The organism is Halobacteroides halobius DSM 5150, from assembly GCF_000328625.1.
In the GTDB taxonomy this organism is placed as follows: domain Bacteria; phylum Bacillota; class Halanaerobiia; order Halobacteroidales; family Halobacteroidaceae; genus Halobacteroides; species Halobacteroides halobius.
The window spans coordinates 2,512,468-2,538,322 of the sequence record NC_019978.1 but is presented as its reverse complement, the minus strand read 5'-3'; the positions used below and the strand labels follow the sequence as shown (position 1 = coordinate 2,538,322).

General features: G+C 32.9%; 19 protein-coding genes. 18 read left to right on the top strand and 1 reads right to left on the bottom strand.

What is annotated here, in order from left to right; all coding sequences use genetic code 11:
• Positions 1-1,680: a dihydroxy-acid dehydratase gene (gene ilvD / locus HALHA_RS12360; RefSeq protein ID WP_015328109.1), complete on the top strand. Its 1,680-nt coding sequence runs from the start codon at positions 1-3 to the stop codon at positions 1,678-1,680.
• A gap of 51 nt (positions 1,681-1,731) precedes the next feature.
• On the opposite strand, the gene HALHA_RS12355 is transcribed toward ilvD, so the two are convergent.
• Positions 1,732-2,574, bottom strand: coding sequence for an AraC family transcriptional regulator (locus HALHA_RS12355; protein WP_015328108.1), 843 nt, complete (start codon positions 2,572-2,574; stop codon positions 1,732-1,734).
• Positions 2,575-2,889: 315 nt separating this feature from the next.
• Here HALHA_RS12355 and HALHA_RS12350 point away from each other — a divergent pair, with 315 nt between their 5' ends.
• From HALHA_RS12350 to iolE, 17 genes are all read left to right on the top strand, one after another.
• Entirely contained in the window at positions 2,890-4,158 is a 1,269-nt protein-coding gene (locus HALHA_RS12350) for a transposase (RefSeq protein WP_015326168.1), read from the top strand.
• A 229-nt stretch (positions 4,159-4,387) separates the two neighbouring features.
• Entirely contained in the window at positions 4,388-5,683 is a 1,296-nt protein-coding gene (gene melA / locus HALHA_RS12345; RefSeq protein ID WP_015328107.1) for an alpha-glucosidase/alpha-galactosidase, read from the top strand.
• A gap of 75 nt (positions 5,684-5,758) precedes the next feature.
• Positions 5,759-7,849 carry an ABC transporter substrate-binding protein gene (locus HALHA_RS12340; protein WP_015328106.1) on the top strand — a complete coding sequence of 697 codons (2,091 nt, stop codon included), beginning with the start codon at positions 5,759-5,761 and terminating at the stop codon, positions 7,847-7,849.
• Between the two features lie 55 nt (positions 7,850-7,904).
• On the top strand, positions 7,905-8,900 hold the full coding sequence (locus HALHA_RS12335) for an ABC transporter permease (RefSeq protein WP_015328105.1): 996 nt from the start codon (positions 7,905-7,907) through the stop codon (positions 8,898-8,900).
• Positions 8,893-10,038 (top strand): ABC transporter permease, encoded by a 1,146-nt coding sequence (locus HALHA_RS12330; RefSeq protein ID WP_015328104.1) that lies wholly within the window; start codon positions 8,893-8,895, stop codon positions 10,036-10,038. The genes HALHA_RS12335 and HALHA_RS12330 overlap by 8 nt, the downstream gene beginning before the upstream one ends.
• A gap of 30 nt (positions 10,039-10,068) precedes the next feature.
• Entirely contained in the window at positions 10,069-11,091 is a 1,023-nt protein-coding gene (locus HALHA_RS12325; RefSeq protein ID WP_015328103.1) for an ABC transporter ATP-binding protein, read from the top strand.
• Positions 11,069-12,118: an ABC transporter ATP-binding protein gene (locus HALHA_RS12320; protein ID WP_015328102.1), complete on the top strand. Its 1,050-nt coding sequence runs from the start codon at positions 11,069-11,071 to the stop codon at positions 12,116-12,118. Before HALHA_RS12325 ends, HALHA_RS12320 begins: the two co-directional genes overlap by 23 nt.
• A 41-nt stretch (positions 12,119-12,159) precedes the next feature.
• Complete coding sequence (locus HALHA_RS12315; protein ID WP_015328101.1) at positions 12,160-14,349, top strand: alpha-galactosidase; 2,190 nt, start codon at positions 12,160-12,162, stop codon at positions 14,347-14,349.
• A 1,087-nt stretch (positions 14,350-15,436) separates the two neighbouring features.
• A complete protein-coding gene (locus HALHA_RS12310) occupies positions 15,437-16,480 on the top strand; it encodes a sugar ABC transporter substrate-binding protein (RefSeq protein WP_015328100.1) in 1,044 nt (347 codons plus the stop codon).
• Between the two features lie 98 nt (positions 16,481-16,578).
• On the top strand, positions 16,579-18,093 hold the full coding sequence (locus HALHA_RS12305; protein ID WP_015328099.1) for a sugar ABC transporter ATP-binding protein: 1,515 nt from the start codon (positions 16,579-16,581) through the stop codon (positions 18,091-18,093).
• Positions 18,083-19,072: an ABC transporter permease gene (locus HALHA_RS12300; protein WP_015328098.1), complete on the top strand. Its 990-nt coding sequence runs from the start codon at positions 18,083-18,085 to the stop codon at positions 19,070-19,072. The genes HALHA_RS12305 and HALHA_RS12300 overlap by 11 nt, the downstream gene beginning before the upstream one ends.
• Positions 19,073-19,217: 145 nt before the next feature.
• Positions 19,218-20,237, top strand: a complete 1,020-nt coding sequence (gene iolC, locus HALHA_RS12295) for a 5-dehydro-2-deoxygluconokinase (RefSeq protein WP_015328097.1) — start codon at positions 19,218-19,220, stop codon at positions 20,235-20,237.
• A 33-nt stretch (positions 20,238-20,270) separates the two neighbouring features.
• A complete protein-coding gene (locus HALHA_RS12290) occupies positions 20,271-21,101 on the top strand; it encodes a class II fructose-bisphosphate aldolase (RefSeq protein WP_015328096.1) in 831 nt (276 codons plus the stop codon).
• Between the two features lie 12 nt (positions 21,102-21,113).
• A complete protein-coding gene (locus tag HALHA_RS12285; RefSeq protein WP_015328095.1) occupies positions 21,114-21,905 on the top strand; it encodes a 5-deoxy-glucuronate isomerase in 792 nt (263 codons plus the stop codon).
• A gap of 35 nt (positions 21,906-21,940) precedes the next feature.
• Positions 21,941-22,957, top strand: a complete 1,017-nt coding sequence (iolG, locus tag HALHA_RS12280) for an inositol 2-dehydrogenase (protein WP_015328094.1) — start codon at positions 21,941-21,943, stop codon at positions 22,955-22,957.
• A gap of 31 nt (positions 22,958-22,988) precedes the next feature.
• A complete protein-coding gene (gene iolD / locus HALHA_RS12275; RefSeq protein ID WP_015328093.1) occupies positions 22,989-24,923 on the top strand; it encodes a 3D-(3,5/4)-trihydroxycyclohexane-1,2-dione acylhydrolase (decyclizing) in 1,935 nt (644 codons plus the stop codon).
• Between the two features lie 17 nt (positions 24,924-24,940).
• Complete coding sequence (gene iolE, locus HALHA_RS12270) at positions 24,941-25,837, top strand: myo-inosose-2 dehydratase (protein WP_041608297.1); 897 nt, start codon at positions 24,941-24,943, stop codon at positions 25,835-25,837.
• Positions 25,838-25,855: the final 18 nt, after the last annotated feature.

Here is a 25,855-nt window from a genome sequence, read left to right as displayed (position 1 = left end):
ATGCGACGAAGTAAAGATATTCTTTCCCAACCAGAATGGTCTAATGTTAGAGCCTTATATAAATCTAATGGATATACAGATGAAGAATTGGATAAACCTATTGTTGCTGTAGTTAATTCCTTTAATACTATCTGCCCTGGCCATTATAATTTAAAGGAGTTGGCCCAGCAGGTTAGAGAAGGAATTAGAGCAGCAGGAGGAACCCCGGTTGAATTTGGGACAATTGGAGCTTGTGATGGCATGGCTATGGGTCATGATGGCATGAATCATATTCTTCCTACTAGAGAACTAATTGCTAATGATATAGAAATGATGATGCAAGCTCATCGAATAGATGCTATGGTTTTATTAGGTTCGTGTGATAAGATTGTTCCTGGTATGCTAATGGCTGCAGCTCGTCTTGATCTACCATCTATTTTAGTTAATGGTGGGCCAACTTTACCAGGCAAATTAGAGGAGAATAACCCTTATGGAGGAGAATATATTGATCATTCAATTATTCAGCAGTCATTAGGATCTTTACAAGATGGATTGATGAGTGAAGAGGAATACTTATGGCTAGAGGATAATGCTTGTCCTACAGTTGGTTCTTGTGCTATGTTAGGAACGGCTAATACTATGTGTTGTTTATCGGAAGCGGTGGGTATGTCTTTACCTGGAAGTGCATCTATTCCAGCAGTCTATAGCAAGCGGAAGGCAGTTGCTTATCAGACTGGTAAAGTAATATTAGATTTAATAGAAGAAGAGATAACTGCTAGAGATATTATTACCAAAAATTCTTTAGCTAATGCAATAAAGGTTAACTCAGCAATTGGGGGATCTACGAATACTGTATTACACATTCTAGCTATTGCTTATGAGGCAGGTATTGATCTAGATTTAGATGATTTTGGGGAATTGAGTAGTCAAATTCCTCATCTTGTGCCCTTAATACCTGGTGGTTCTTATACTTTGCTTGATTTTTATGAAGCTGGAGGAGTTCCAGCAGTGATGAAAGAGTTAAGTTCTCAACTTAAGTTAGATTCTTTGACAGTAACAGGTAAGAAAGTAGAAGATAATATTGCTCAATCTGAAACTAAAGATGAAGAAGTAATTAATAAAGTTCAAGATGTAGCTAATAAAACTGGGGGGATAGCAGTGCTTAAGGGGAATTTGGCCCCAGATGGAGCTATTACAAAGCCATCAGCAATTCCTAAAGAAGCTCATCAGTTTAAAGGACCTGCGGTAGTATTTGAAAATGAGCAAGAAGCTTTAGCAGGAATAAAAGCTGGGCAGGTAAAACCAGGAGATGTAGTAGTTATTAGAAATGAAGGACCTATAGGTGGCCCTGGTATGCCAGAGATGTATAAGCCAATGAAATTATTAGTAGGTAAAGGATTAGGTAGCCAGGTTTGTGTAGTTACAGATGGCCGTTTTTCTGGTTCTAATAATGGTTGTTTTGTAGGGCACATTTCTCCTGAAGCAGCTGAAGGAGGGCCAATTGGAGCAGTAGAAGAAGGGGATATTATTTCTGTTGATATCAAGCAAGGAACAATTGAAGTTGAAGCAGAAGATTTTATAGTGCGGTGTGAAGAACTAGAAGCAGATACAAGTTGTGATTGTACGGGATATCTCTATAATTATTCTCAGTTAGTTACTTCTGCAGCTAATGGAGCTGTAATCCCCAATCGTAGTAATTAATAAAAATTAATTCAAGCAATAGTTTTTCAGGGCAGGAATATTCCTGCCCTATTATTTTTGAAAATGCTTTTTAAATTCTGCTGGAGAGATTCCCTCTTTCTTTTTAAATATTTTAGAAAAAGCCAGAGGGTCTTTGTAGCCTACTGATTGAGCTACTTCCCTAATAGATATATTAGATTTTTTCATTAGTTCACGAGCTTTATTTATTTTAAAATGAATGATAAATTGTTGTGGAGAAGTACTAACCTTTTTCTTAAAGATGGACCACAGATAGCTTCTATCTATACCCACGTAATTTGCAAGTTCACTAACAGTTATTTTTCTGTGATAATTATTTTCTATGAAACTTATAGCTCTTTTTATATATCCTTCTTTTTGGTTATTTAGATTGTTATGATAGGATAGGTGACTACCATTTGTTTCAATTAATCTAGATATAAGAAGATAAAGGAGCCCTAATAATTTTATTTCTTTATTTTGGTTTAATTTCTCAATATCATTTAATTTATTAAAAATTTCTATAATTGAATCATCTTCCACTCTTGGTAAAACAGGATTCTCTTGATTAAAACTTGCTAAATCTAAGTATGTTTCTGCTTTTAATCCATTAAAACCAACCCAAGCATAAGTCCAAGGATTATCTGTATCGGCTTGATAAGAAGAGACAACATTAGGACATATTAAAAATGCTTGTTTATCTTTTATTTTGTATTCTTTATTTTCTTTTTTAAAGGTACCTTGCCCTGCGAAAACATAATGAATTAAAAAGTAATCTCTAACTCCAGGGCCCCAAGAATGCTTAGGATTACAGTCTTCAAAGCCACACTGATGGACTTTTAAATCAGTATGATTAAATTGATTATTAATATTATGAAATTGCATTTTCCTTGACATATAATACCTCCTTAGTTTTTTATTTCACAATCAAATATGTTTAAATGTCGGAAAGAATTTAACATTCAAACATATTTGAGCTACATAACTGCATTTACATTATACTAAAAAGAGAGTATAATATCAATACAAGATAATAAGTAGAGTTTCCCCATTTTTTCAAAAATAATAAATTAGAACTTATTGATAATAAAATTGTGGATAACTTTTGGTAAAACAGATAGTAACTGCTCTAAAATAAAAAAAGGTGAAATGAACTCCTAAATTTGGTATAATTAGTTTGGCAACCAAAACCAAATAGGAGGTCATTTCACCATGATTAATTATACCAAACTTATCTATCAATTGAAACGAAAATTATCAACTTTTTCAGATAAAATCACTAAAAATTTATCAAAACCAAAATCTAAATTCATTTTTCAAATATTATATGGTCTATTAGAAAGTCAATCTATATTATTAAGTGAAATTTCTAGAGCTTTAAAAGAAGATATAACATTAAAAAAAGTAATTGATCGTTTATCTCGCAATTGTAAAAATTTTGATCAAAGATCAACAGTTATGAATAATTATATTAATTCAGTTAAAACATGCATTAACGAAAACACAATTTTTTGTTGTGATAAATCTGATATAGTTAAACCTGCAAGCAAAAAATTAGAAGCATTAGACCAAGTTCGTGATGGAAGCACTGGGAAAATTAACGATGGTTATGATACTTTTGAAATTGCAGCATTAACAGAAGAACATGAGATGCCGCTTTCTGTATATTCTCGGGTTTATTCTACTAAAGAAAAAGGATTCAAAAGTCAGAATATAGAGACTATCAAAGGTCTTGATTTTGTTAAATCACACTTTGGGAATCAAGGTATTTATGCCTTAGATCGTTGGTACGATAATAATCGTTTTTATAAATATTTTACAAAAAACAATGATGAATGTAATTTTGTTATTAGAGCTAAAAAAACTAGAAATGTTATTTATAAAGGGCAAACAATGAATATATTAGATGTAGCAAAGTTTTACAAAGGTAAATATGTTGCTAATTTTAAAGATAAAAACAATAATCCCCAAAAAGCAAAGTATAGTTATGCTGAAATAAAACTTCCTGCTATGCCAGATAAAGATTTAACTATGGTTATAGTAAAAGGGCTTGGGCTAACCCCTATGATATTAATTAGTAATTTAGCTCCTGAATCAAAAAAACTTACTAAAACTATATTTGAAGCATACTTAAAAAGATGGAAAGTAGAAGAATACTTTCGATTTAAAAAACAACAATTCAATTTAGAAAATATTAGAGTCAGATCTTTAAATAGTATTAGAACTATGGATTTGCTACTTAGTATTTTAATTGGTTTTATTGCTATGCTGTCAGAAAAGCGAAATAAAACTAAATTAAATATGTGGATAACTAAATTATCTGAAAGAATTTATGATATCCCCGAATTTGATTATTATGCAATAGCTACTGGAATTTATAATATTTTCAAGAAAACCCGAACAGGTATCCAAAGTTTTATTAATAAAAATATCAAATACCAACAATCACAACAATTAATGTTGTCTAAACTATTGCTATAATAGCAATGTTGGCTTGCTGGTATTATAATTTTGGGGAAACTCTATAAGATAATAAAATGCTTCATGATCTGTTAGATTATTTTTTGACTACTTAATAAGATTAATTAAATAAGTTTGGGATAAGTCTATAAGCTGATAATACCCATTTTTAATACCTATGATCACTAGGTGTTTGAGGTGGGTATTTTTTATTAAAAGTCATGAAGTGATGATTATAAGGAGGTTTACAATGCCAAAAATCACATTTATGGGAGCAGGTAGTACTGTTTTTGCTAAGAATGTACTAGGAGATTGTCTATTGACGCCAGCACTGAAAGATTCTCAGATTGCTTTATATGATATCGACCAGCAAAGATTAAAAGATTCTGAAATGATGCTTAATAATCTTAACCAAAATTATGACGGAGATGCAAAGATTGTTGCTTATAATGATCGAAAGGAGGCTTTAAGAGATGCAGATTATGTAGTAAATGCAATTCAGGTAGGCGGTTATAAACCTTGCACAGTAACTGATTTTGAAATTCCTAACAAGTATGGCTTACGTCAGACAATTGGAGATACTTTAGGAATTGGCGGTATCTTTAGAGCATTAAGAACTATTCCTATCTTACTTGACTTTGCTAAAGATATGGAAGAAGTATGTCCAGATGCTTGGTTTTTAAATTATACTAATCCAATGTCTATGTTAACTGGTGCTATGTTAAAAGCTACTAATATAAAGACGGTAGGTTTATGTCACAGTGTTCAAAAGTGTGTATCAGAACTGTTAGAGCCGTTAGGAATGAGTCCAGAAGGTGTACAATGGAAAGTAGCGGGGATTAATCATATGTCTTGGTTGTTAGAAGTTACAAGAGATGGGAAAAATTTATATCCAAAAATCAAAGAAAAAGCATTTAGTAGAGAGGATTCACATGATGATTTGGTACGTTATGAAATGATGAAACGTTTCGGTTATTATGTAACTGAATCTAGCGAACATAATGCAGAATATTTACCTTATTTTATTAAGAGTCAGTATCCAGAATTAATTGATAAGTTTAATATTCCCTTAGATGAATACCCACGTCGTTGTGAAAAACAAATTCAAGAGTGGGAAGAAATGAGAGATGAACTAGTTAATAATGAGGACTTAGAACATCAGCGTAGTCACGAATATGCCTCTTATATTATAGAAGCAATGGAGACAGGAGAGCCTTATAAAATTGGTGGGAATGTATTAAATACAGATTTAATTACTAACTTACCTAATGAGGCTGTGGTTGAAGTGCCATGTTTAGTTGATAAAAGTGGTGTAACACCTTGCCATGTAGGAGAATTACCACTACAGTTAGCTGCTTTAAATAGAACTAATATTAATGTTGATCTTTTGACAATTGAAGCTGCCTTAACTAAGAAGAAGGATTATATCTATCAGGCTGCTATGTTAGATCCTCATACTTCTGCTGAGTTATCAATAGATGAAATTATCTCTTTATGTGATGATTTAATTGTAGCTCATGGTGATTGGTTACCAGAATTCAATTAGTTGTTTTAGATTATTCAAAAAAGTATTAATTTTATAAGTGGCTTTAACTTATTTAAATAAAAAGGAGGAATTAAATTGTTTAAGAAAAAAAGTTTGGTGACAGTTTTAGCTTTAGTATTAGTCTTCTCTTTATCAATGACTGCTGGTGCTTGGTGGATCTTTGGCGATGATGAAGAACAAGAAAAGAAGAAAGTTAAAGAAAAAGTAGTTACTAAGAAAGCTAAAAAACTTGGTTCTAGACTTGCTCCAAGTGAGATATGGGTCTATAAGTCTTTAGCAGATTATAATCAAGCTCCACAACTTGAAGAATTAGTAGAAGCGGGTAAATTACCTTCTGTTGACAAGAGACTACCTAGCAATCCTCGTGTGGTTCAAAGAACAATGATGGCTAATGGTATTGGAGAGTATGGAGGTGTTTGGCGAGACACTTTTGCAGTACCAGTTGAAGGTTGGAATTGGGCTGCAGGTCAGATCCAAGGTTATTTTGGAATTAATCAGATAGTTCAAACAGGATTAGTAGATTTAGGGCCAATGTGGATGTTAGAGAAGCCAAAGGTACTTCCTCGTGTAGCAACTGATTGGAAGTGGTCAGCAGATGGAAAAACTTTAACAATGAACTTGATCAAAGGTGCTAAATGGTCAGATGGCCAACCATTTACTGCTGATGATATTATTTTTACTTACCGACATTTTATTCTAGATGAAAGAGTTCCTAGTTTAGCTAGTAAAGGTACATGGACTTATGGAGGAGAGGTTACTAAGATAGAAAAGGTAAATGATTATACTATTAAGTGGCATTTTGGGGTTTCTAGACCTCAACAGGCTCTCTTTGAGATGGCTGAACCCAGATTTGCTATAGCCCCTAAACATGTCTATAAATCTTTGCATCCAGCATTTAATGAGGATATAACTTATCAAGAGTTTCTTAATGCTAAAGCACCTCAGGATTTACCAGTAGCAACTCTGGGTCCTTATGTGCCAACAAAGTATAAACCAGGTCAAATGTTGGTTTTAACAAGAAATCCCTATTTCTGGCAAGTAGATGAGGAAGGTAATCAACTACCTTATCTTAATGAAGTATGGTTTACAGAAGCCAATAGCGGAAAAACTCGGACACTTAATTTGATTAATGGTTCTGGTGATAGAACAAATATAGAAAACCCAAGTGCTTTTGCAACTATTAAACAAGCAGCTAATCAAAAAGATTATATAGATATTAATTTTGGTCCTTTTGATTCAGCTTATCATCTAAATTTCAACTTATCTTTATACAAGAATAATTCTACTAAGAGAGATAAAGCATTGCGTAATTTATTTAGAAAGTTGAAGTTTAGAAAAGCACTATCTTATGCTACTAATCGAGCCGGAATAGCTAATGCTTTATTTCCAAGTCAAAAGTTTGTTAAGCCCTGGTATGGAGCCTATACTCAAGGGTCAGCCTATTACAAGAAAGAAGATGTCACTGCTTATAAGTATAATGTAACAAAAGCTAAAGAGTTATTAGCAGAATTAGGATTTAAAGATACTGATGATAATGGTATTGTTAATTGGCCACAGAATAGTTTATTAGCTGGGCAAGATTTAATTATTGAGGCATTAATTGATGCTGACCAGAGTGCAACTATTGATATAACACAAGCATTAGTTCCAATGTATAGAAAAGTAGGAATTGACTTCAATCCTAAGCCATTAAAAGCTACCTTATCTAATTCTAAAACTAACGCCAATGATTATGAGATAAATGTAGGTAGAGAAGATTATAGATTTACTCCAGCTCTTCATCCTGATTATATAGGTCTAGTAACTAAAAGCACACCATATTGGCATTCGGCTGGAAATGGTGGTAAACGTGATTTATTACCATTTGAAGCAAAGATGAAAAAATTATTAGCACAGGCTAAGGTAACTAATGATGTAGAGCAAAAGATGAGCTTATACCGAGAGATTCAAAAGCTATATACTAAAAATTTATATACTATTCCTTTAATTCAAGTTAGACGTGGAATAGGAATTAATAGTAGACTTAAGAATATAGCTCCAGATACTCCTGTTTATCAGTATGATTGGACTATGTCCAACTTCCCTCTAGAGATTATTTGGACACCAAAAGAAAAACAAAAAGAAGAGCTGTATGAAGATAATATTATTACACCTAGTGATTATTAAATAAAAGGTGGGGGGGAGCCCCCTCCCATTAAATTTAAAATAAGGGGGTATAAAATTGCTAAGCTATATTGTAAGACGTACGATGTATGCAATACCATTATTGTTAATAATAAGTTTTGTTTCTTTTATAATTATTACTCTTCCGCCAGGGAGTTTTTTGACTACTGCTAAAAGTAGATTAATGTCTCGAGCTGGATTATCAAGAGATGAAGCACAAAGAATAATTAAGCAAATGGAAGAAAGATATGGTCTTGACCAACCTCTTTTAATTCGCTATTTCAATTGGGTTAAGGCAATTTTAACTGATGGTGATTTTGGTTATTCATTTAACTATAAAAAACCAGTTTCAGAGGTAATTTGGAGTCGGTTAGGGATGACGATATTAATTGCTTTAGGGGCTCATTTATTTTCAGTAGTTATTGGGGTTTTAATTGGAATTTTTTCTGCTATCTATAAATATGGAGTTTTAGATTCTATTTTCACAGTTTTAGCCTTTTTAGGTCTTTCAATTCCTAATTTCTTTTTTGCTTTAGTGTTGATGTATTTTGTTAGTGTGAAATTAGGGGCCCATGTGGGAGGTTTATTCTCTCCTAAGTATGTAATGGCTCCTTGGAGTTGGGCCAAGTTTATAGACTTTTTAAAGCATATTTGGATTCCTATAATTGTAGTAGGAACTGCTGGTACAGCTAGAAATATGCGTGTGATGCGAACTAATTTATTAGATGCTTTAAATGAACATTATGTTATGGTGGCTCGTGCTAAGGGTTTAAGAAAGAATTTTGTTATTTTTAAGCATGCTTTACGAAATGCAATTCAACCAATAGTTATGTATCTAGGAATGTCTTTACCATTTTTAATTCAAGGAGCTATGGTGAGTAGTATTGTATTAAACTTACCAACTACTGGACCAATGTTTTATGATGCTTTAGTTAGCCAGGATACTTATTTAGCTTGTTCTTTCCTTATGATGCTTGCTACTACTTTAGTAATTGGCAATCTATTATCAGATATTTTGTTAGCCTGGGTAGATCCGAGGGTTTCATATGAGTAAAATGAAAACAAGACCCCAAGAAATTGAAGTACAGCAGGAAGTAGTAGAGGAAAGAACTAAAGTAGAGAGTTATTGGGATAAATTATGGCGCAGATTTAATCAAAATCGCTTGGCCCAGGCAGGATTAATAATGGTTAGTGCTATTATATTAATCAGTATATTTGCTCCTTTTTTAAGTCCGTATGATTATAATAGCAACAATCTAGATAGTGTATATATACCACCACAAGAAATTCATTTTATTGATCAAACCGGTGATTTTCATTTGCGTCCTTTCGTTTATCAAGTTAAAGAGGGGTTAGACCCTGATACTTGGAAACGAGTATATAAAGAAGATAAATCTAAAAGATACCCAATTAATTTTTTAGTGCGTAGTTGGAAGTATGAGTTCTTAGGATTATTTGAATCAGACCTACATTTATTTGGAATCCAAGGAGATAAAGCATCAATTCATTTATTAGGAACGGACAAATTAGGGCGTGATTTGTTAAGTAGAATTTTTTATGGGAGTAGAATTTCTATAACTGTAGCTTTGTTAGGAGCTTTAATAACGGTGGTTGTAGGTTCAACGATTGGTGCTATTTCTGGTTACTATGCTGGGAAAGTTGATATGGTAATTCAGCGAATTATCGAGATTATTCGCATGTTTCCTCGTTTAGCTTTATGGATGGCTTTAAGTGTAGCAATTCCACCTACTTGGCCCCCACTGGCTACTTTCTTTGGGATTATAGTGGTCTTTGCTTTTATTAATTGGGTCAATTTAGCTAGAGAAGTTAGAGGTAAAGTGTTATCATATAGAGAAACTGAATTTGTTCTTGCAGCTGAAACATTAGGAGCTAGTGCACCTTATATAATTTTTAAGCACATTATACCAAATGTAATTAGTCATATTATTGTAATTGGAACAATTACTATTCCTCGACTTATTATTGCGGAGAGTGCCTTAAGCTTTTTAGGGTTAGGTATTCAACCACCACTAGTTAGTTGGGGTGTATTATTAAGTAATGCTACTACGATTCAAACTATTGGTCAGCACCCTTGGATAATAATTCCAGGAGTAGCTATTTTAGTTACAGTTCTTGGATTTAACTTTCTAGGAGATGGATTAAGAGACGCAGTTGATCCTTATTCAGATTAAAATCGTATCTTATAGAGGGGTGATTATTTTATGAAACAAGAAAAATTATTAGAAATAAAGAATTTAAAGACGCATTTTGATACTCCTGAGGGTCGAGTGCGTGCTGTTGATGGAGTTGATCTTGTAATTCCTAAAAATACTAGTATAGCTTTAGTAGGAGAAAGTGGTTCAGGTAAAAGTGTTACAGCTAAGTCAATTATGGGTTTATTGCCTCAACCACCTGCAGAGATAAATGGAGAAATTTTATATAATCAAAATGAAAGAGAGAAGAATTTAGTAGAACTTGACCCTGATGGTGAAGAGTATGCTAATATCCGTGGTAATGAGATCTCTATGATTTTTCAGGATCCAATGACTGCTTTAAATCCAGTTTATACAATTGGTAATCAAGTTATGGAGATTATTATTAGACACACTGATTTGAGCAAAAAGGAAGCTAGAAAAAGGGGAATAAAATTATTAGGGAAGGTAGGTATTGCCAACCCTGAGCAGAGATTTGATGAATATCCACATCAATTTAGTGGGGGAATGCGACAACGAGTAATGATTGCTATCGGACTTGCTTGCAATCCTACCCTATTAATTGCTGATGAACCAACTACAGCAATTGATGTTACTATTCAGTCAGGAATACTTGATTTAATAAAGGAATTACAGGCTGAATTTAAAACTTCTTTATTATTAATTACTCATAACTTAGGTGTTGTAGCTCAGATAGCAGAAAAAGTAGCAGTTATGTATTTAGGGGAGATTGTTGAATATGCTGATGTTAAAGATATATATCATTCTCCATTACATCCTTATACTAAAGGGTTATTAGAAGCAGTACCAGTTTTAGGCAGGAATCGTGGGCAAGAATTTACTACTATAGAGGGAATGGTTCCTGATCCTTTTAATATCCCAGCTGGATGTAGATTTAGTACGCGTTGTGAAGAACAATGTAAACAGTGTATTGCAGGTAAAAAACCTCAGATGATCGAAGTAGAATCAGGCCATTATGTTAAGTGTTGGTTACATGGAGGTGAAGCTAATGACGGAACAGAATCTGATTAACAAGCAAGATGTAATTCTTGAACTGAAAAATCTAAAGAAATATTTTCCTATTAAACAAGGAATTTTTAAAAGAACTGTAGGGTATGTAAAAGCAGTTGATGGTGTTAGTCTAAATATAAGGAGAGGAGAGACTGTTGCTTTAGTTGGGGAAAGTGGTTGTGGCAAAAGCACTTTAGGGCGTTGTATTTTAAAAATTCATGAAGCTACGGCTGGAGAGATCAACTATTATTCTAAGAATCGAGATAATAAGATAGATGTTACAGAGGTTACTTCTAAGGATTTATTAAATTTAAGAAGAGAAATCCAGACTATTTTTCAGGATCCTTATTCTGCTTTAAATCCAAGGATGAATATACTACAAATTTTAACTGAACCATATAAGTTTCATGATTTAGGCAAAAGTAAGGTAGAAATAAGATCAGAGATTGAGGGTCTATTAGAAAAAGTAGGTTTAAGACCAAGTTATTTAAGTCGTTTTCCGCATGAATTTAGTGGGGGCCAGCGACAAAGGGTTGCTATTGCACGAGCATTGACTTTAAATCCTGATTTAATTGTAGCTGATGAACCTGTATCAGCTCTTGATGTTTCGATTCAAGGCCAAACGATCAATTTAATGAAAGATTTACAGAACGAATTAAACTTAACCTATTTATTTATTTCACATGATATAGCTTTAGTTGATCGGATTGCAGATCGAGTAGCTGTTATGTATTTAGGTAATTTAGTAGAAGTTGCTGAAACTAGTGAATTAGTATCAAATGTAAGTCATCCTTATACAGAAGCTTTATTATCTGCCGTGCCAATTGCTGACCCAAGTATTGAACAAGAAAGGATACCTTTATCTGATGAAATACCGTCTCCAAGTGATCCGCCATCAGGATGTCCTTTTCATACTAGATGTATTTATGCTGAAAAAGAATGTAGAGAAAAAACACCAGAGTTAAAAGAAATAGAAGATGGTCATTATACAGCGTGCCACTTTGCAGAAGAATTAGATATGCAACAATTTGATTCAAGAGCAGTATGATAAGTAAGACTAATATTATTTATAAAATGGAGTGATTGGTGATGGGAATTACCTATCAGAAAGAAGAAAAGCTCTTTCATTTACAAGCTAAAAATACAAGTTATATAATCAAGATATCAGAAACAGAGGATTTATATCATGTTTATTGGGGCAAAAAGCTTAATTTAATAGAAAAAACAGATTGCACAGCTTTAAATCCATATTTGGGTAGTCAAGATAGAGCATCTTTTACAATGGATTTAGCTTCTAAAGAGTATCCCAGTTATGGTCATTCAGATTTTAGACAACCAGCTTATCAAGTTCAGTTAAAGAATGGATCTAGAATATCAAATTTAAAGTATAAATCTCATGAGATTTATAGAGGAAAGAAGAGCCTAGATGGTTTACCAGCTACTTATGTAGAAGATGATTCTGAAGCTGAGACTTTAGAGGTAACATTAGTTGATGAAGTAGCTAATTTAAGGGTCATTCTTTCTTATACAACTTATGAAGATTTTGCTGTTATTACAAGGTCAGTTAAATTTATTAATCAAGGCTCAAAAGAGTTAAATCTAAAGAGAGCATTAAGTGCTAGTATAGATTTTAAAAATAGTGATTATGAATTATTACAGTTATCAGGTGCTTGGACCAGAGAGCGACATATTAAACGGCGTTCCTTAGTATCTGGTTTACAAGCAGTTGAGAGTAAAAGAGGAGCTAGTAGTCATTCTCAAAATCCTTTTATTGCTTTATTAAGAGAGGATACAACTGAGGGTCAAGGAGAAGCTTATGGTTTTAGTTTTGTTTATAGTGGAAACTTTTTGGCTCAGGTTGAAGTGAATAAATACGATCAAACAAGGGTTGCAATGGGGATTAATCCATTTGATTTTAACTGGTTACTAGAACCAAAGCAAAGTTTTCAAGCCCCAGAAGTAGTGCTGGTTTATTCAGACCAAGGGATTAATAAGATGTCTCAAACTTACCATAAATTATACCGAACGCGCTTGGCCCGAGGTAAATTTAGAGATAAAGAAAGACCAATTTTAATTAATAATTGGGAAGCAACTTACTTTGACTTTAATGAAGATAAGATTTTGGAAATTGCAGAAGTAGGTCAAGAATTAGGACTAGAGTTATTTGTCTTAGATGATGGTTGGTTTGGTAAGAGAGATGATGATACCTCATCTCTAGGAGATTGGTTTGCAGATGAAAATAAATTACCTAATGGTTTAGATAGTTTAGGAGAGCAAATAAATGATTTAGGATTAGAGTTTGGATTATGGTTTGAACCAGAAATGGTTTCTCCTGATAGTGATTTATATCGAGCCCATCCCGACTGGTGTCTTCATGTGCCTAATCGAGAGCGATCAATGGCCAGAGATCAGTTGATTTTAGATTTATCTCGCCCCGAGGTCTGTGATTATATTATAGAGCAGATATCAGATATTTTAGAAAGTGCTCCAATTACTTATGTTAAGTGGGATATGAATCGTAATATGACTGAAATTGGCTCTGCTAAACTATCTTCACAAAGACAACAAGAGACTGTGCATAGATATATGTTAGGATTATATAAAGTTTTAGAAGAATTAACTACTAGATTTCCAAATATACTATTTGAAAGTTGCTCTGGTGGTGGCGGAAGATTTGATCCCGGTATGCTACATTATATGCCTCAGACTTGGACTAGTGATGATACTGATGCTGTAGAAAGATTAAAGATTCAGTATGGGACTAGTATAGTATATCCATTAAGTGCAATGGGAGCTCATGTTTCAGCAGTACCAAATCATCAGGTAGCTCGGATAACTCCTTTAAAAACAAGGGGAAATGTAGCTGAATTTGGGAATCTGGGATATGAACTTGATTTAACTAAGTTAACAACAGAAGAGAAAGAAATAATTAAGGAACAAGTATCTGAGTATAAAGAAGTAAGAAAGCTTGTCCAACAAGGAAATTTTTATAGGTTAGCAACTCCTTTTGCAGAAAATAATGATACCGCATGGATGATAGTCTCTGAAGATAGAAAAGAAGCATATGTAGGTTATTATAAAGTATTAGCTGAACCAAATGTTCCTTGTTTGAGTCTTAAATTGCAAGGATTAAATCCAAAGTTTAAGTATCGAATGTTAAGTAATGAAAAAATTTATCGAGGAGATTTATTGATGTATGCTGGAGTTAATCTTCCTCAAGAACTATTAACAAGTGGTGATTTTCAAAGTGTTACTTGGAGGTTAAAAGCTATTGAATAGTTGGAACAAAGCAGACTACCAATTTTTAATAGTCTGCTTTGTAATCTAAAAGGGGTAGTACTAATATGGTATGATAAAATGTAATTAAAAGTTTGAAGTTTATATTATTTTTTAAGATTTTTTTTGATGAACAATGTAAAAAGTGTTAGAAACAACTTATAATATAACTATAAGATAATAAAATATAAGTTTAATAAAATTAATAAACATAAAAAATGATTTAATTATGAATATGATGTGTAAAATAGAATAAACAACCCAAATTTAAATAATTAGTAAAAGTACTTGAAAAGTGGAAAATAATATATTATTATAATAATAAGAAGTTAAATAATCAAAAGAAAAAGAATAATAATGACTGTTATATTTTTTGATTATTTTGTAAACGTTTAATATAATCATAGCTAGAAGATGATTAAGTATAATATGAAAAGTAGTCATAAGTTTATAACTTTTTATAAGAACCTACTATATCCACAGAGACTAGAATCTCTATTTTAGGATTTAGTAGGTTTTTTATTTTCAATAATTTTATAAAAAATTTGGATAATTAAATCATTGAAGTCAAGATGGAATGATATAGATTCGTAAAAATTTAAATAATTAGTAAAATAACTTGAAAAGTGGAAGATAATATACTAATATAATAATGAGAAGTTAAATAATCAAAGAAAAAAGAATAATAACAACTAATATATTTTTTTGATTGTTTTGTAAACGTTTAACATAATCACAGCTAGAGGATGATTAAGTATAATATGAAAAGTAGTCATAAGTTTATAACTTTTTATAATAACCTACTATATCCAGAGAGATTAGAATCTCTATTTTGGGATTTAGTAGGTTTTTTTCTTTTCAATAATTTTATAGAAAATTAATATTTTTAGAATTTTTTTAATAATCAAATTATTGAAATTAAGAGATAAGATTATAAGAACTATTTAGTTTAACTCTTAATTGTGTAAGGAGGTGATTAAAGAAAGTTAGAGTTTAAAATAATACTTTATTAGTGATAATCAATTCATTTCTGGAGAAGAGATTTATTTTAGATTTGAATTAACATAATGAAAAGGAGGCAATTGAAATAATGAAGAAAAAATTGGTAGTGATATTTATGGTTTGTACTTTGGTTTTAGGCTTAACTCTTAGTACATCTGCATGGTGGATTTTTGGTGAAGATGAGAAAGAAAATAAGCAAGATTTTAAGTATAAAATTGCGGTAGTATTGAAAGCAACAAATAGTGATTATTGGAAGAGTGTAGCAGCGGGGGCCAAAGATGCTGCTAAAAAATATAATGTTAAAGTGGATGTTATAGGTCCAGAAAGTGAAACTCAAATAATGCAACAAATTAATTTGATTCAAGACCAAATCACCAGAAGAGTAGATGCTTTGGTAGTAGCTCCTCTAAGACCATCTTCTGCTAGACCAATTTTGAAAAAAGCTGTTAATCAAGGAATTGCAGTAGGTACGATTGATACAGATGCTGATTTTAAAGGAAAAGCTTTTTTTGCTGGTACTGGTAACTTCTATGCTGCTAAAAAAGCTGGTAAATATATGGCTAAAAAATTAGGTAGCGAAGCAAAATTAGCTATTATTCGTGGGGCAGCAGGGGATTATATTTTTGACCAACGAACTAAGGGTTTTTTAGCTGGGATAAAAGGAACTGGTATAGAAGTAGTTTCTATACAACCAGCGGATAGTTCTCGTGGTAAGGCATTTAGGGTAATGCAAAATATGTTACAGTCTTTTCAAAATATTAATGCAGTTTACGCAGAAAACGATAGTATGGCTTTAGGAGCTGCAAGGGCTATTAAAAGTTCTCCTAGTGCTGATTTGGATAATATAAAAATAATGGGCTTTGATGGTATTCCTGGTGCTCTTAAGTCAATTTACAATGGTGATTTAACTGCTACTACAAAACAAGATTCGTATGGGATAGGATATACTGGAGTAAAGAAAATGGTCCAGTATTTAAAAGGGCAAGAGGTTAAGAAACAAATTCGAGTACCAACTTATGTAATTGATAAAGAAAATGTAGTAAAAAATATGCAAAAACTAACTAGGGCTTTTAGTAAAAATCATCTTAAAAACTTGTTTGGAGAAGAGGTATTTAACAAAGTCTTTAATTAATAGATAATTATTTAATAATCCCTTCTTTTCATTGAAAAATAAAGGTGTTAATGAGAGGAGGGATTGTTAATGCTCTTTAAAAGCTTGGAGGTGACAAAATGATAGAACCATTTTTAAAGATAAAAAATTTAACTAAAGAATTTCCAGGAGTTAGAGCTTTAGATGGAGTCGACCTAGAAATTAAACGTGGTGAAGTACATGCCATATTAGGAGAAAATGGGGCTGGGAAATCAACTTTAATTAAAGTGCTTACAGGAGTTCACACTCCAACTGAAGGCGAAATTTATATTGAAGGAAAGAAACTAGAGGATAATGATCCCCAAAAGGCATTAGAACAATTAGGCATAACTCCTATTTATCAAGAGTTAAATTTAATCCCACAATTAGATGTAACGGAGAATATATTTATGGGGCGTGAAAAAAGTAAAAACGAAATATTAGGGTGGATAGATAGAGAACGAATGGAAGAAGAAACTAAAAAAATATTATCAAGATTAGGTCAAGAAAGTATATCTCCTAATGATTTAATAAGAGATCTTGGTGTAGGAAAACAACAGATGGTAGAGATTTCTAAAGCTTTATCTGTAGAGACTAAACTACTTATTCTTGATGAACCTACTTCTTCTTTAGGTAAAGATGAGACGAAAGAGTTATTTGATACAATGGGAACATTAAAAAAACAAGGCGTAACAATGATATTTATTTCACATAAATTAGATGAGGTTAAAAAAATGGCAGATAGAGTGACTGTTTTGCGAAATGGAAAGTATATTATTACTGATAGAGTAGATAATTTGACTGAAGATAAGATGATCAGTTATATGGTAGGAGAAGATGTAGACAATAAGTTTCCTAAAATGAAGGTTGAACCCGGAAAAGAATCATTAAGGGTTGAAAATTTGAATCGGAAAGGTGTGCTTAATAATGTTTCATTCAAAGCTTATGAGGGAGAAGTTCTTGGAATTGCTGGTTTAGTGGGTGCTGGAAGGACAGAGATAGCACGAGCTATAGTTGGAGCAGATTCTAAAGATTCTGGTGATATTTATGTTCATGGAAAAAAAGTAAAGATTGATTCTCCTAAAGTTGCTTTAGAGAATGGAATAGCCTTATTAACTGAAGATCGAAAGGAACAGGGGTTGTTTTTAAAGCAGTCTGTAAAGTTCAATATTGCATCTTCTAATTTAAAAAAATATCGAGAAAATGGATTTTTGAATCTCCAAGAACAAAGAAAAGATGCTATTCGAATGGTTGATAATCTAAATATTAAGACTCCTAATGTACAGACAAAGTGTCTTCAACTTAGCGGAGGGAACCAACAGAAAGTAGTAATTGGAAAGTGGCTCAATACAGAAGCTAATATCTTTATTTTTGATGAACCAACGAGAGGTATTGACGTTGGAGCTAAAGTAGAAGTATTTAATATTATTAATGATTTAGTAAAAAAAGGGAATACAGTTATTATGATTTCTTCCGAATTACCAGAAATTTTAAATATGAGTGATCGTATATTAGTTGTTCATGAGGGGAAGATAACTGGAAGATTTAATACAGATGAGGCAAGTAAGGAAAAAATTATGAGTGCTGCTACAGGAGGGATAAAAGATGTCAGTTGAAAAAAGCACAGTTAAAGAGAATATAAATGGAGAAGGGATTGAATGGAAGGAGTTATTATTTGATAAATTAGGTCCTTTATTAGGATTGATTTTATTAATGGGGATATTATCAGTAGCTAGTCCATATTTTTTAAGTATAAGTAATTTAATGAATGTGGCTCAACAAGCAAGTATTAATGCACTTATAGCTTCTGGAGAGTTATTAGCAATTTTAATTGCAGGAATTGATTTATCTGTTGGTTCAGTATTAGCTTTATCAATTTGTGTAGGAGGAGTTGCTATTAAAGCTGGGGTTTCTCCATTAGTGGGAATACTTATTATTCTAGCAACGGGTGCTTTGGTGGGAACAATTAATGGATTACTTTTAACTAAGTTAAATTTACCACACCCATTTATTTCAACTTTGGGAATGATGAATATTGCACGTGGTTTGGCTTTGATAGTTACTGATTCTTCTCCAGTTTCAGGTTTTTCAGATGTAATTACCTTTATTGGAGTTGGGCAAGTTGGGATAGTTCCATTTAGTGTTATTTTAGTATTAATTATGGCAGTAATCTTTTACTATTTTTTAAATAAAACTAGTTTAGGACGACATATTTATGCTGTTGGCGGAAATATTGAAGCAGCTAGACTTTCTGGTATTAATACTGATAAAGTAAGAACTATTGTATTTACAATTGCAGGTTTGATGGCTGCGATGGGGGGACTGGTATTAATGGGAAGAGTAAATTCTGCTTATCCTTTAGCTGGATTAAAGTATGAACTAAATGCTATTGCTGCTGTAATTATTGGAGGTGCAAGTTTTTTTGGTGGAATTGGTACTATCTGGGGTACTATGATTGGTGCTATGATTATAGCGGTTATTAGAAATGGATTAAATTTATTGGGAGTTTCTGCAGATATTCAGACAGTAGTTATTGGAGTGGTAATTATTGCTGCTGTTTATGTAGATGTATTACGACAAAGAGATAACGAATAACTGATTTAAATTCTATTTTGGTCCCTAGTATTAATCAGAGATTAATACTAGGGTATAATCTAATACTTTTTAGTTCTGCAACTAATTTATTGTTTGGAGAATTCAGGTAATTTAGGTAAATAGATTAACAAAAGAGGTGAAAAATATGAATAACTTAGTTTTTAATGAGAAAAAAAAGAGAGATTTTATAGCGATAGGTAGAATTGGTGTAGATTTAAACGCTAATGAGATTCATAGACCCATGGAAGAAACAGAAACATTTACTAAATATGTAGGTGGTTCGCCGGCTAATATTAGTATTGGAATGGCAAGGTTAGGAATGGATACAGGATTTATTGGTAAAGTTTCAGAGGATCAATTTGGTAACTATATTTTAAATTATTTTGAACAAGATGGAATAGATACTTCAAATATAGTTATTGATCAGGAAGGTGCAATGACTGGTTTAGCTTTTACAGAGATTAAGAGTCCTACAGATTGTAGTATTTTGATGTATCGAGATAATGTAGCAGATTTAAAGATTGACCCGCAAGATATTGATGAAGAATATATTAGAAACAGTAAGGTGTTACAAGTATCTGGAACTGCTTTATCTAAAAGCCCTTCTCGAGAGGCAGTATTTTTAGCTATTGATTATGCAAGAAAACATGATACCGTTGTTGTCTTTGATATTGATTATCGACCATATTCTTGGAGATCTGAGGAAGAAACTGCTATTTATTATAGTTTAGCAGCAGAAAAGAGTGATGTGATTATTGGTTCTCGAGAAGAATTTAATATAGTAGAGAGTTTGACTATGCCAAAGAATGAGAATGATCAGGCTACTGCTCAGCATTGGTTTGATTATAATGCTCAGATAGTAGTAGTTAAACATGGTAAGGAAGGCTCTACAGCTTATACTAAAGAAGGAGAAAGTTATGATATTAAACCATTCCCAGTAGAAGTAGTAAAGACATTTGGTGGTGGAGATGCTTATGCTTCAGCCTTTATCTATGGTTTAATGCAGAATTGGGATATAGATAAGTGTCTTGAATTTGGAAGTGCCTCAGCAGCTATGTTAGTTGCTAGCCATAGTTGTTCAGATGCTATGCCAACAGTCGAAGAAATTGAAGTGTTTATTAAAGAGAAGAAGGAAGAATATGGGGAAAGGGTTGCTAGCACATAGATTATTAGAAAAGTTAGTCTGGAGGGTAAGAAGATGTTAGTTAATTTAAGAGATATGGTGGATAAGGCAGCTAAGAACAATTATGCCGTTGCTGGATTTAATGTTTATGGCTATGAAGATGCTACTGCAGTAATCAAAGCGGCAGAAGAAATGGATGCTCCTGTAATCTTAATGGCTAATAAGGATGCAGTTGAGCATATGCCAGTAGAAATTTTAGCTAATATTTTTTGTCCATTAGCTGAAGAAGCAGATGTACCAGTTTGTGTTAAGCTAGACCATGCTAAAGATTATTTTTTGGCTGTTAGAGCAATTAAAAGTGGATTTACTTCAGTAATGTATGATGGTTCTCAATTACTTTTAAAAGAAAATATTAAAAATACGCAAGAAATTGTGAAGTTGGCCCATTCGGTGGGAGTAGCAGTAGAAGCAGAGATTGGATCTGTAGGATATAATGACTCAACAATTGAAGCTGAAGAAATTTATACTGATCCAGAAGAAGCTAAAATTTTTGCAGAAAAGACTAATGTTGATGCTTTAGCAGTAGCAGTAGGAACTTTACACCGAATGAAAAAACAAGGTGCCGAAATTCAATATGATAGATTAGTAGAAATAGAAAAGTTAGTTGATACACCATTAGTAATTCATGGCTCATCAGGAGTTACTGATGAGGATTTAAGTAAACTTGCTACTACTCAAGTAGGGAAAGTTAATATTGGAACTGCTTTACGAATGGCTTTTGGTAATACTTTAAAAGCAGAAGTAGAAGAGAATCCTGAAGAATTTGATCGGATTAAGTGGTTTAAGAAGCCAATGGAAGCAGTAACTGAAGCAACAAAAGAAAAGTTAAGAATTTTAGGATTTTAAAGGAGGGATACAATGTTAATTAATCAGGATGGAGAATTTAAAGCTGGATACAATAGCATTACTGAATTAGATGGTAAGTATAGTACGATGTTAATGGATGTTGGAATTTTAAAATTAGAAGCAGACCAAGTAGAAGAAGTTTTAGAGGGAGAAAAAGAAAGTGCTTATTTACTTATTAATGGAGAAGTTACCTTTGAATGGGAAGGGAATAAAGAACAGGCTACAAGAAATTCTTGTTTTGATGAAGAGCCTTGGGTTTTACATGTACCGAAAGGAACTAAAGTAAAGATTACAGCTCAGGCTGAGTCGGAAGTATTAGTCCAAAAGACTAGAAATGAAGAAGAGTTTGATGCTGTATTTTATACACCTGAAGATTGTACAGTAGATATATTTGGAGAAAGTATAATGAATAGCACAGCTACTAGAACTGTAAGAACAGTCTTTGATTATGATAGTGCCCCTTATTCTAATATGGTAATGGGAGAATCAATAACTCATCCAGGTAGATGGTCAAGTTATCCACCACATAGTCATGCTCAACCAGAAGTTTATTATTATCGCTTTAATAAGCCACAAGGTTTTGGTTGTTCACTTGTTGGAGATGATGTATTAAAGGTTGAACATAATGATACAGTAACAATTCCTGGAGGTCTAGTTCATCCACAAACTTCTGCGCCTGGCTATGCTATGTATATTTGCTGGATGATTAGACATTTAGAAGCTAATCCTTGGACAGATAGAGTTGATGATCCAGATCATGAATGGTTATATAATGAAGATGCTAAAATATGGCCGGAGGATTAAAAATTATTATTTATAAATTATAGGGGGAATTACTTATGAAAAAAATTAAAATGGGTATGGTTGGTTTAGGAAGACTAGGAATTCAACACGCAGAAAATATTGCTTTTAGAGTACCACAAGCAGAATTAACAGCAGTTTGTGCTTTAGAAGAGGATAAAATAAATGAAGTACAGGAAAATTGGGGAGTACCATATGGATATACTGAGTATGATGAAATGATTCAAAATGAAGAATTAGATGCAGTATTTCTTTGTTCCCCTTCATCTTTACACTGTGATCAAATTGAAAAAGCTTTAGATGCAGGTTTACATGTACTGTCTGAAAAGCCATTAGGAACTACTGTTGAAGAATGTAAAGTAGCTGAAAAAGCTGTTGAAAAACATCCTGACCTAGTTTTCATGTTAGCATTTATGAGAAGATATGATCCCTCTTATGTTTATGCTAAAAAGATGATTGATGAAGGTAAGGTTGGTAAGCCATTCTTATATAGAGGGTATAGTCAAGATCCTGAGAGTGCTATTGATGGAACGTTAGAATATCTTGCTCATAGTGGTGGAGAATTTATTGATATGGCAGTTCATGATATTGATGCAGCTAGATGGCTGTTAGATTCTGAACCCAAGCAAGCGTGGGCTATTGGAGGCTGTTATGCTTATCCCCAGTTTGCTGAATATGATGATGGTGATAATGTATCTGCTTTAATGAAGTTTGAAAATGATGCTATGGGCTTCTTATTTGCAGGAAGAACTGCACCTCATGGTTATAATGTAGAGACTGAAATTATAGGAACAGAAGGCATTTTAAGAATTGGTAGTGTGCCACAAAAGAATTTAGTTGAGATTTTAGATCAAGATGGGGTTAGAAAAGAGTGCTCTCAAGACTTTTTAGAAAGATTTGATCAAGCTTATGTAGATGAGTTACAAGAATTTGTAGACTGTATTATTGAAGATAGAAAACCAGATATTACAGTTTATGATGGAACTAAAAATACAAAAATAGCTTATGATTTAACAGGATCCTTCCAAGAAAATAAACTTATTGATATTGAATAATTAAATTAGTGAGCAAATAGGAGGTGTAATTATGGGAACAATTAGATTAACAGTAGCTCAAGCATTAGTCAAATTCCTTGATAATCAATATTTAGAGGTTGATGGAGTAGAAAATAAATTTGTTGAAGGTGTTTTCACTATTTTTGGCCACGGAAATGTAGTCGGTTTAGGGCAAGCCTTAGAACAAGATCCAGGTGATTTAGTAGTCCATCAAGGTCGTAATGAGCAAGGAATGGCTCATGCTGCTACTGCTTTTGCTAAGCAAAATAAGAGACAAAAGATCTATGCTTGTACTTCTTCAGTTGGCCCAGGAGCTGCTAATATGGTAACAGCAGCAGGTACAGCTACAGCCAATAGAATTCCATTATTACTATTACCAGGAGATACTTTTGCTTGTAGACAGCCTGATCCAGTGTTACAGCAGGTTGAACATCCAACTAATTTTACAACAACTACTAACGATGCTTTTAGAGCAGTCAGTAAATACTGGGATAGAGTAAATAGGCCAGAACAACTAATGACAGCAGCAATTAATGCTATGCGGGTATTAACAGACCCAGCTAAGACAGGAACAGTTACAATTTGCTTACCACAGGATGTACAGGCGGAAGCGTATGATTATCCAGAAGAATTCTTTAAGAAAAGAGTTCATCGCTTAGATAGGCGACCATTAACTAAACCTTTATTAGAAGAGGCAGTAGAATTGATTACTAAGAAAGAAAAGCCACTACTTATTTGTGGTGGAGGAGTTAGATATTCAGAAGCAGCAGATGAGTTTAAAGAGTTTGCAGAAAAATTTAATATTCCATTTTGTGAAACGCAAGCTGGAAAGAGTGCTATTGTATGGGATCATGAATTAAACCTAGGTGGAATTGGAGTTACGGGTAATCTAGCAGCTAATAAAATTGCTAAAGAAGCTGATGTGGTAATTGGAGTAGGAACTAGATTTATGGATTTTACAACTGCTTCTAAGCAATTATTTCAAAATCCGGATGTGGAATTTATCGGAATTAATATTTGTGAATTTGATGCTTATAAATTAGATGCCTTACCTTTAGTAGCTGATGCTAAAGCAGGATTGAAGGCTTTAACTAAAGCTCTAAAAGAGGAAAGCTACCAATCTTCATATACAGATGAAATTGAGACTATTAAAGAAGAGTGGAAACAAGAAGTAGATAGATTATTTAACTTAGAGTATACAGGAGAAGACTTTACACCAGAAGTAGCTGGTCATTTAGATGAAGTTTTATCAGAGTTTAATGAAGATACAGAAAGCATGTTAACTCAAACAAGAGTTTTAGGTGAATTAGATAAATTATTAGCTGATGATGCAATTATAGTAGGTTCTTCAGGTAGTTTACCAGGATGTTTACAAAGAGTTTGGCGCCCTAAAAAAACTAATACTTATCATATGGAATATGGTTATTCATGTATGGGTTATGAAGTATGTGGTGCTTTAGGTGCTAAGCTAGCAGAACCAGATAAAGAAGTATATGCCATGGTTGGCGATGGAAGTTATATGATGCTCCATTCTGAATTAGTAACCAGCATTCAAGAACAGAAGAAAATAAATGTAGTTTTATTTGATAATATGGCCTTTGGTTGTATTAATAATCTACAGATGTCTCAAGGAATGGGTAGCTTTGGAACTGAGTTTAGATTTAGAAATGAAGAAACTGGCAAGTTAGATGGTGAATTAGTACCAATTGATTTTGCTGCTAGTGCAGCTGGTTATGGAGTTAAGACTTATAGAGTTACTAATGTAAAAGAGCTAAAAGAGGCAATTAAGGATGCTAAAAAATCAAAAGTATCTACTTTAATTGATATTAAAGTATTACCAAAAACTATGACTCATGGTTATGAATCTTGGTGGCGAGTAGGTGTACCAGAAGTATCGGAAAAGGAAAGTGTGCAACAGGCGCATCAAGAGTTAAAAGGTGAAATAGAAAAGGCGAGGAAATATTAAGGGGGCTTTAAATGACAATGAATCCAGAGAAGGTAAAGTTAGGAATAGCACCAATTGCTTGGACAAATGATGATCTACCAGAGCTAGGAAAGGAAAATACTTTTGAACAATGTGTTAGTGAAATGGCTTTAGCAGGGTTTACAGGAAGTGAAGTAGGTAATAAGTATCCAAATGATCCTGAAGTACTAAAACCAAAGTTAGATATTAGAGGAATTCAAATCTGTAATGCTTGGTTTAGTACCTTTTTTGCTACTAGACCACAAGAAGAAACTATTGAAGAATTTATTAAACATAGAGATTTTCTTCATGAAATGGGAGCTAAAGTAATTGGTTGTTCAGAACAAAGTTATAGCATTCAAGGTTTAGATAAGCCAATTTTTGATGAAAAGCCAGAGTTTACAGAAGAAGAGTGGGCCAAGGTAGCAGCAGGATACAATAAATTAGCTGAGTTAGCAGCGGAAAAAGGAATGAAGGTTTCTTTACACCATCATATGGGAACTGGGATTCAAACTCCTGAAGAGACAGATAAATTTATGGAGATGACAAATGATGATGTATATTTATTATTTGATTCTGGACATATGTATTACTCAGAAGGAACTCAAGAATCAGTAGAAAAGTTATTAACTAAATGTGTAGACCAGATTGCTCATGTGCATCTAAAAGATGTTAGAGAAGAAGTAGTAGCAGAAGTAAAAGAAGATAAATTAAGTTTTTTAGAAGGAGTAAAGATGGGAGTATTTACAATTCCAGGAGATGGAGCAATTGATTTTGATCCTATTTTTAAGATTTTAGAAGAAGCTGATTATGAAGGATGGATGGTTGTAGAAGCTGAGCAAGATCCAGCTAAAGCTAATCCATTTGAGTATGCAGTGCAAACTAGAGGATTTATTGAAGAAAAAACTGGTTTATAAAGGTAAAAAGGGAGGAGT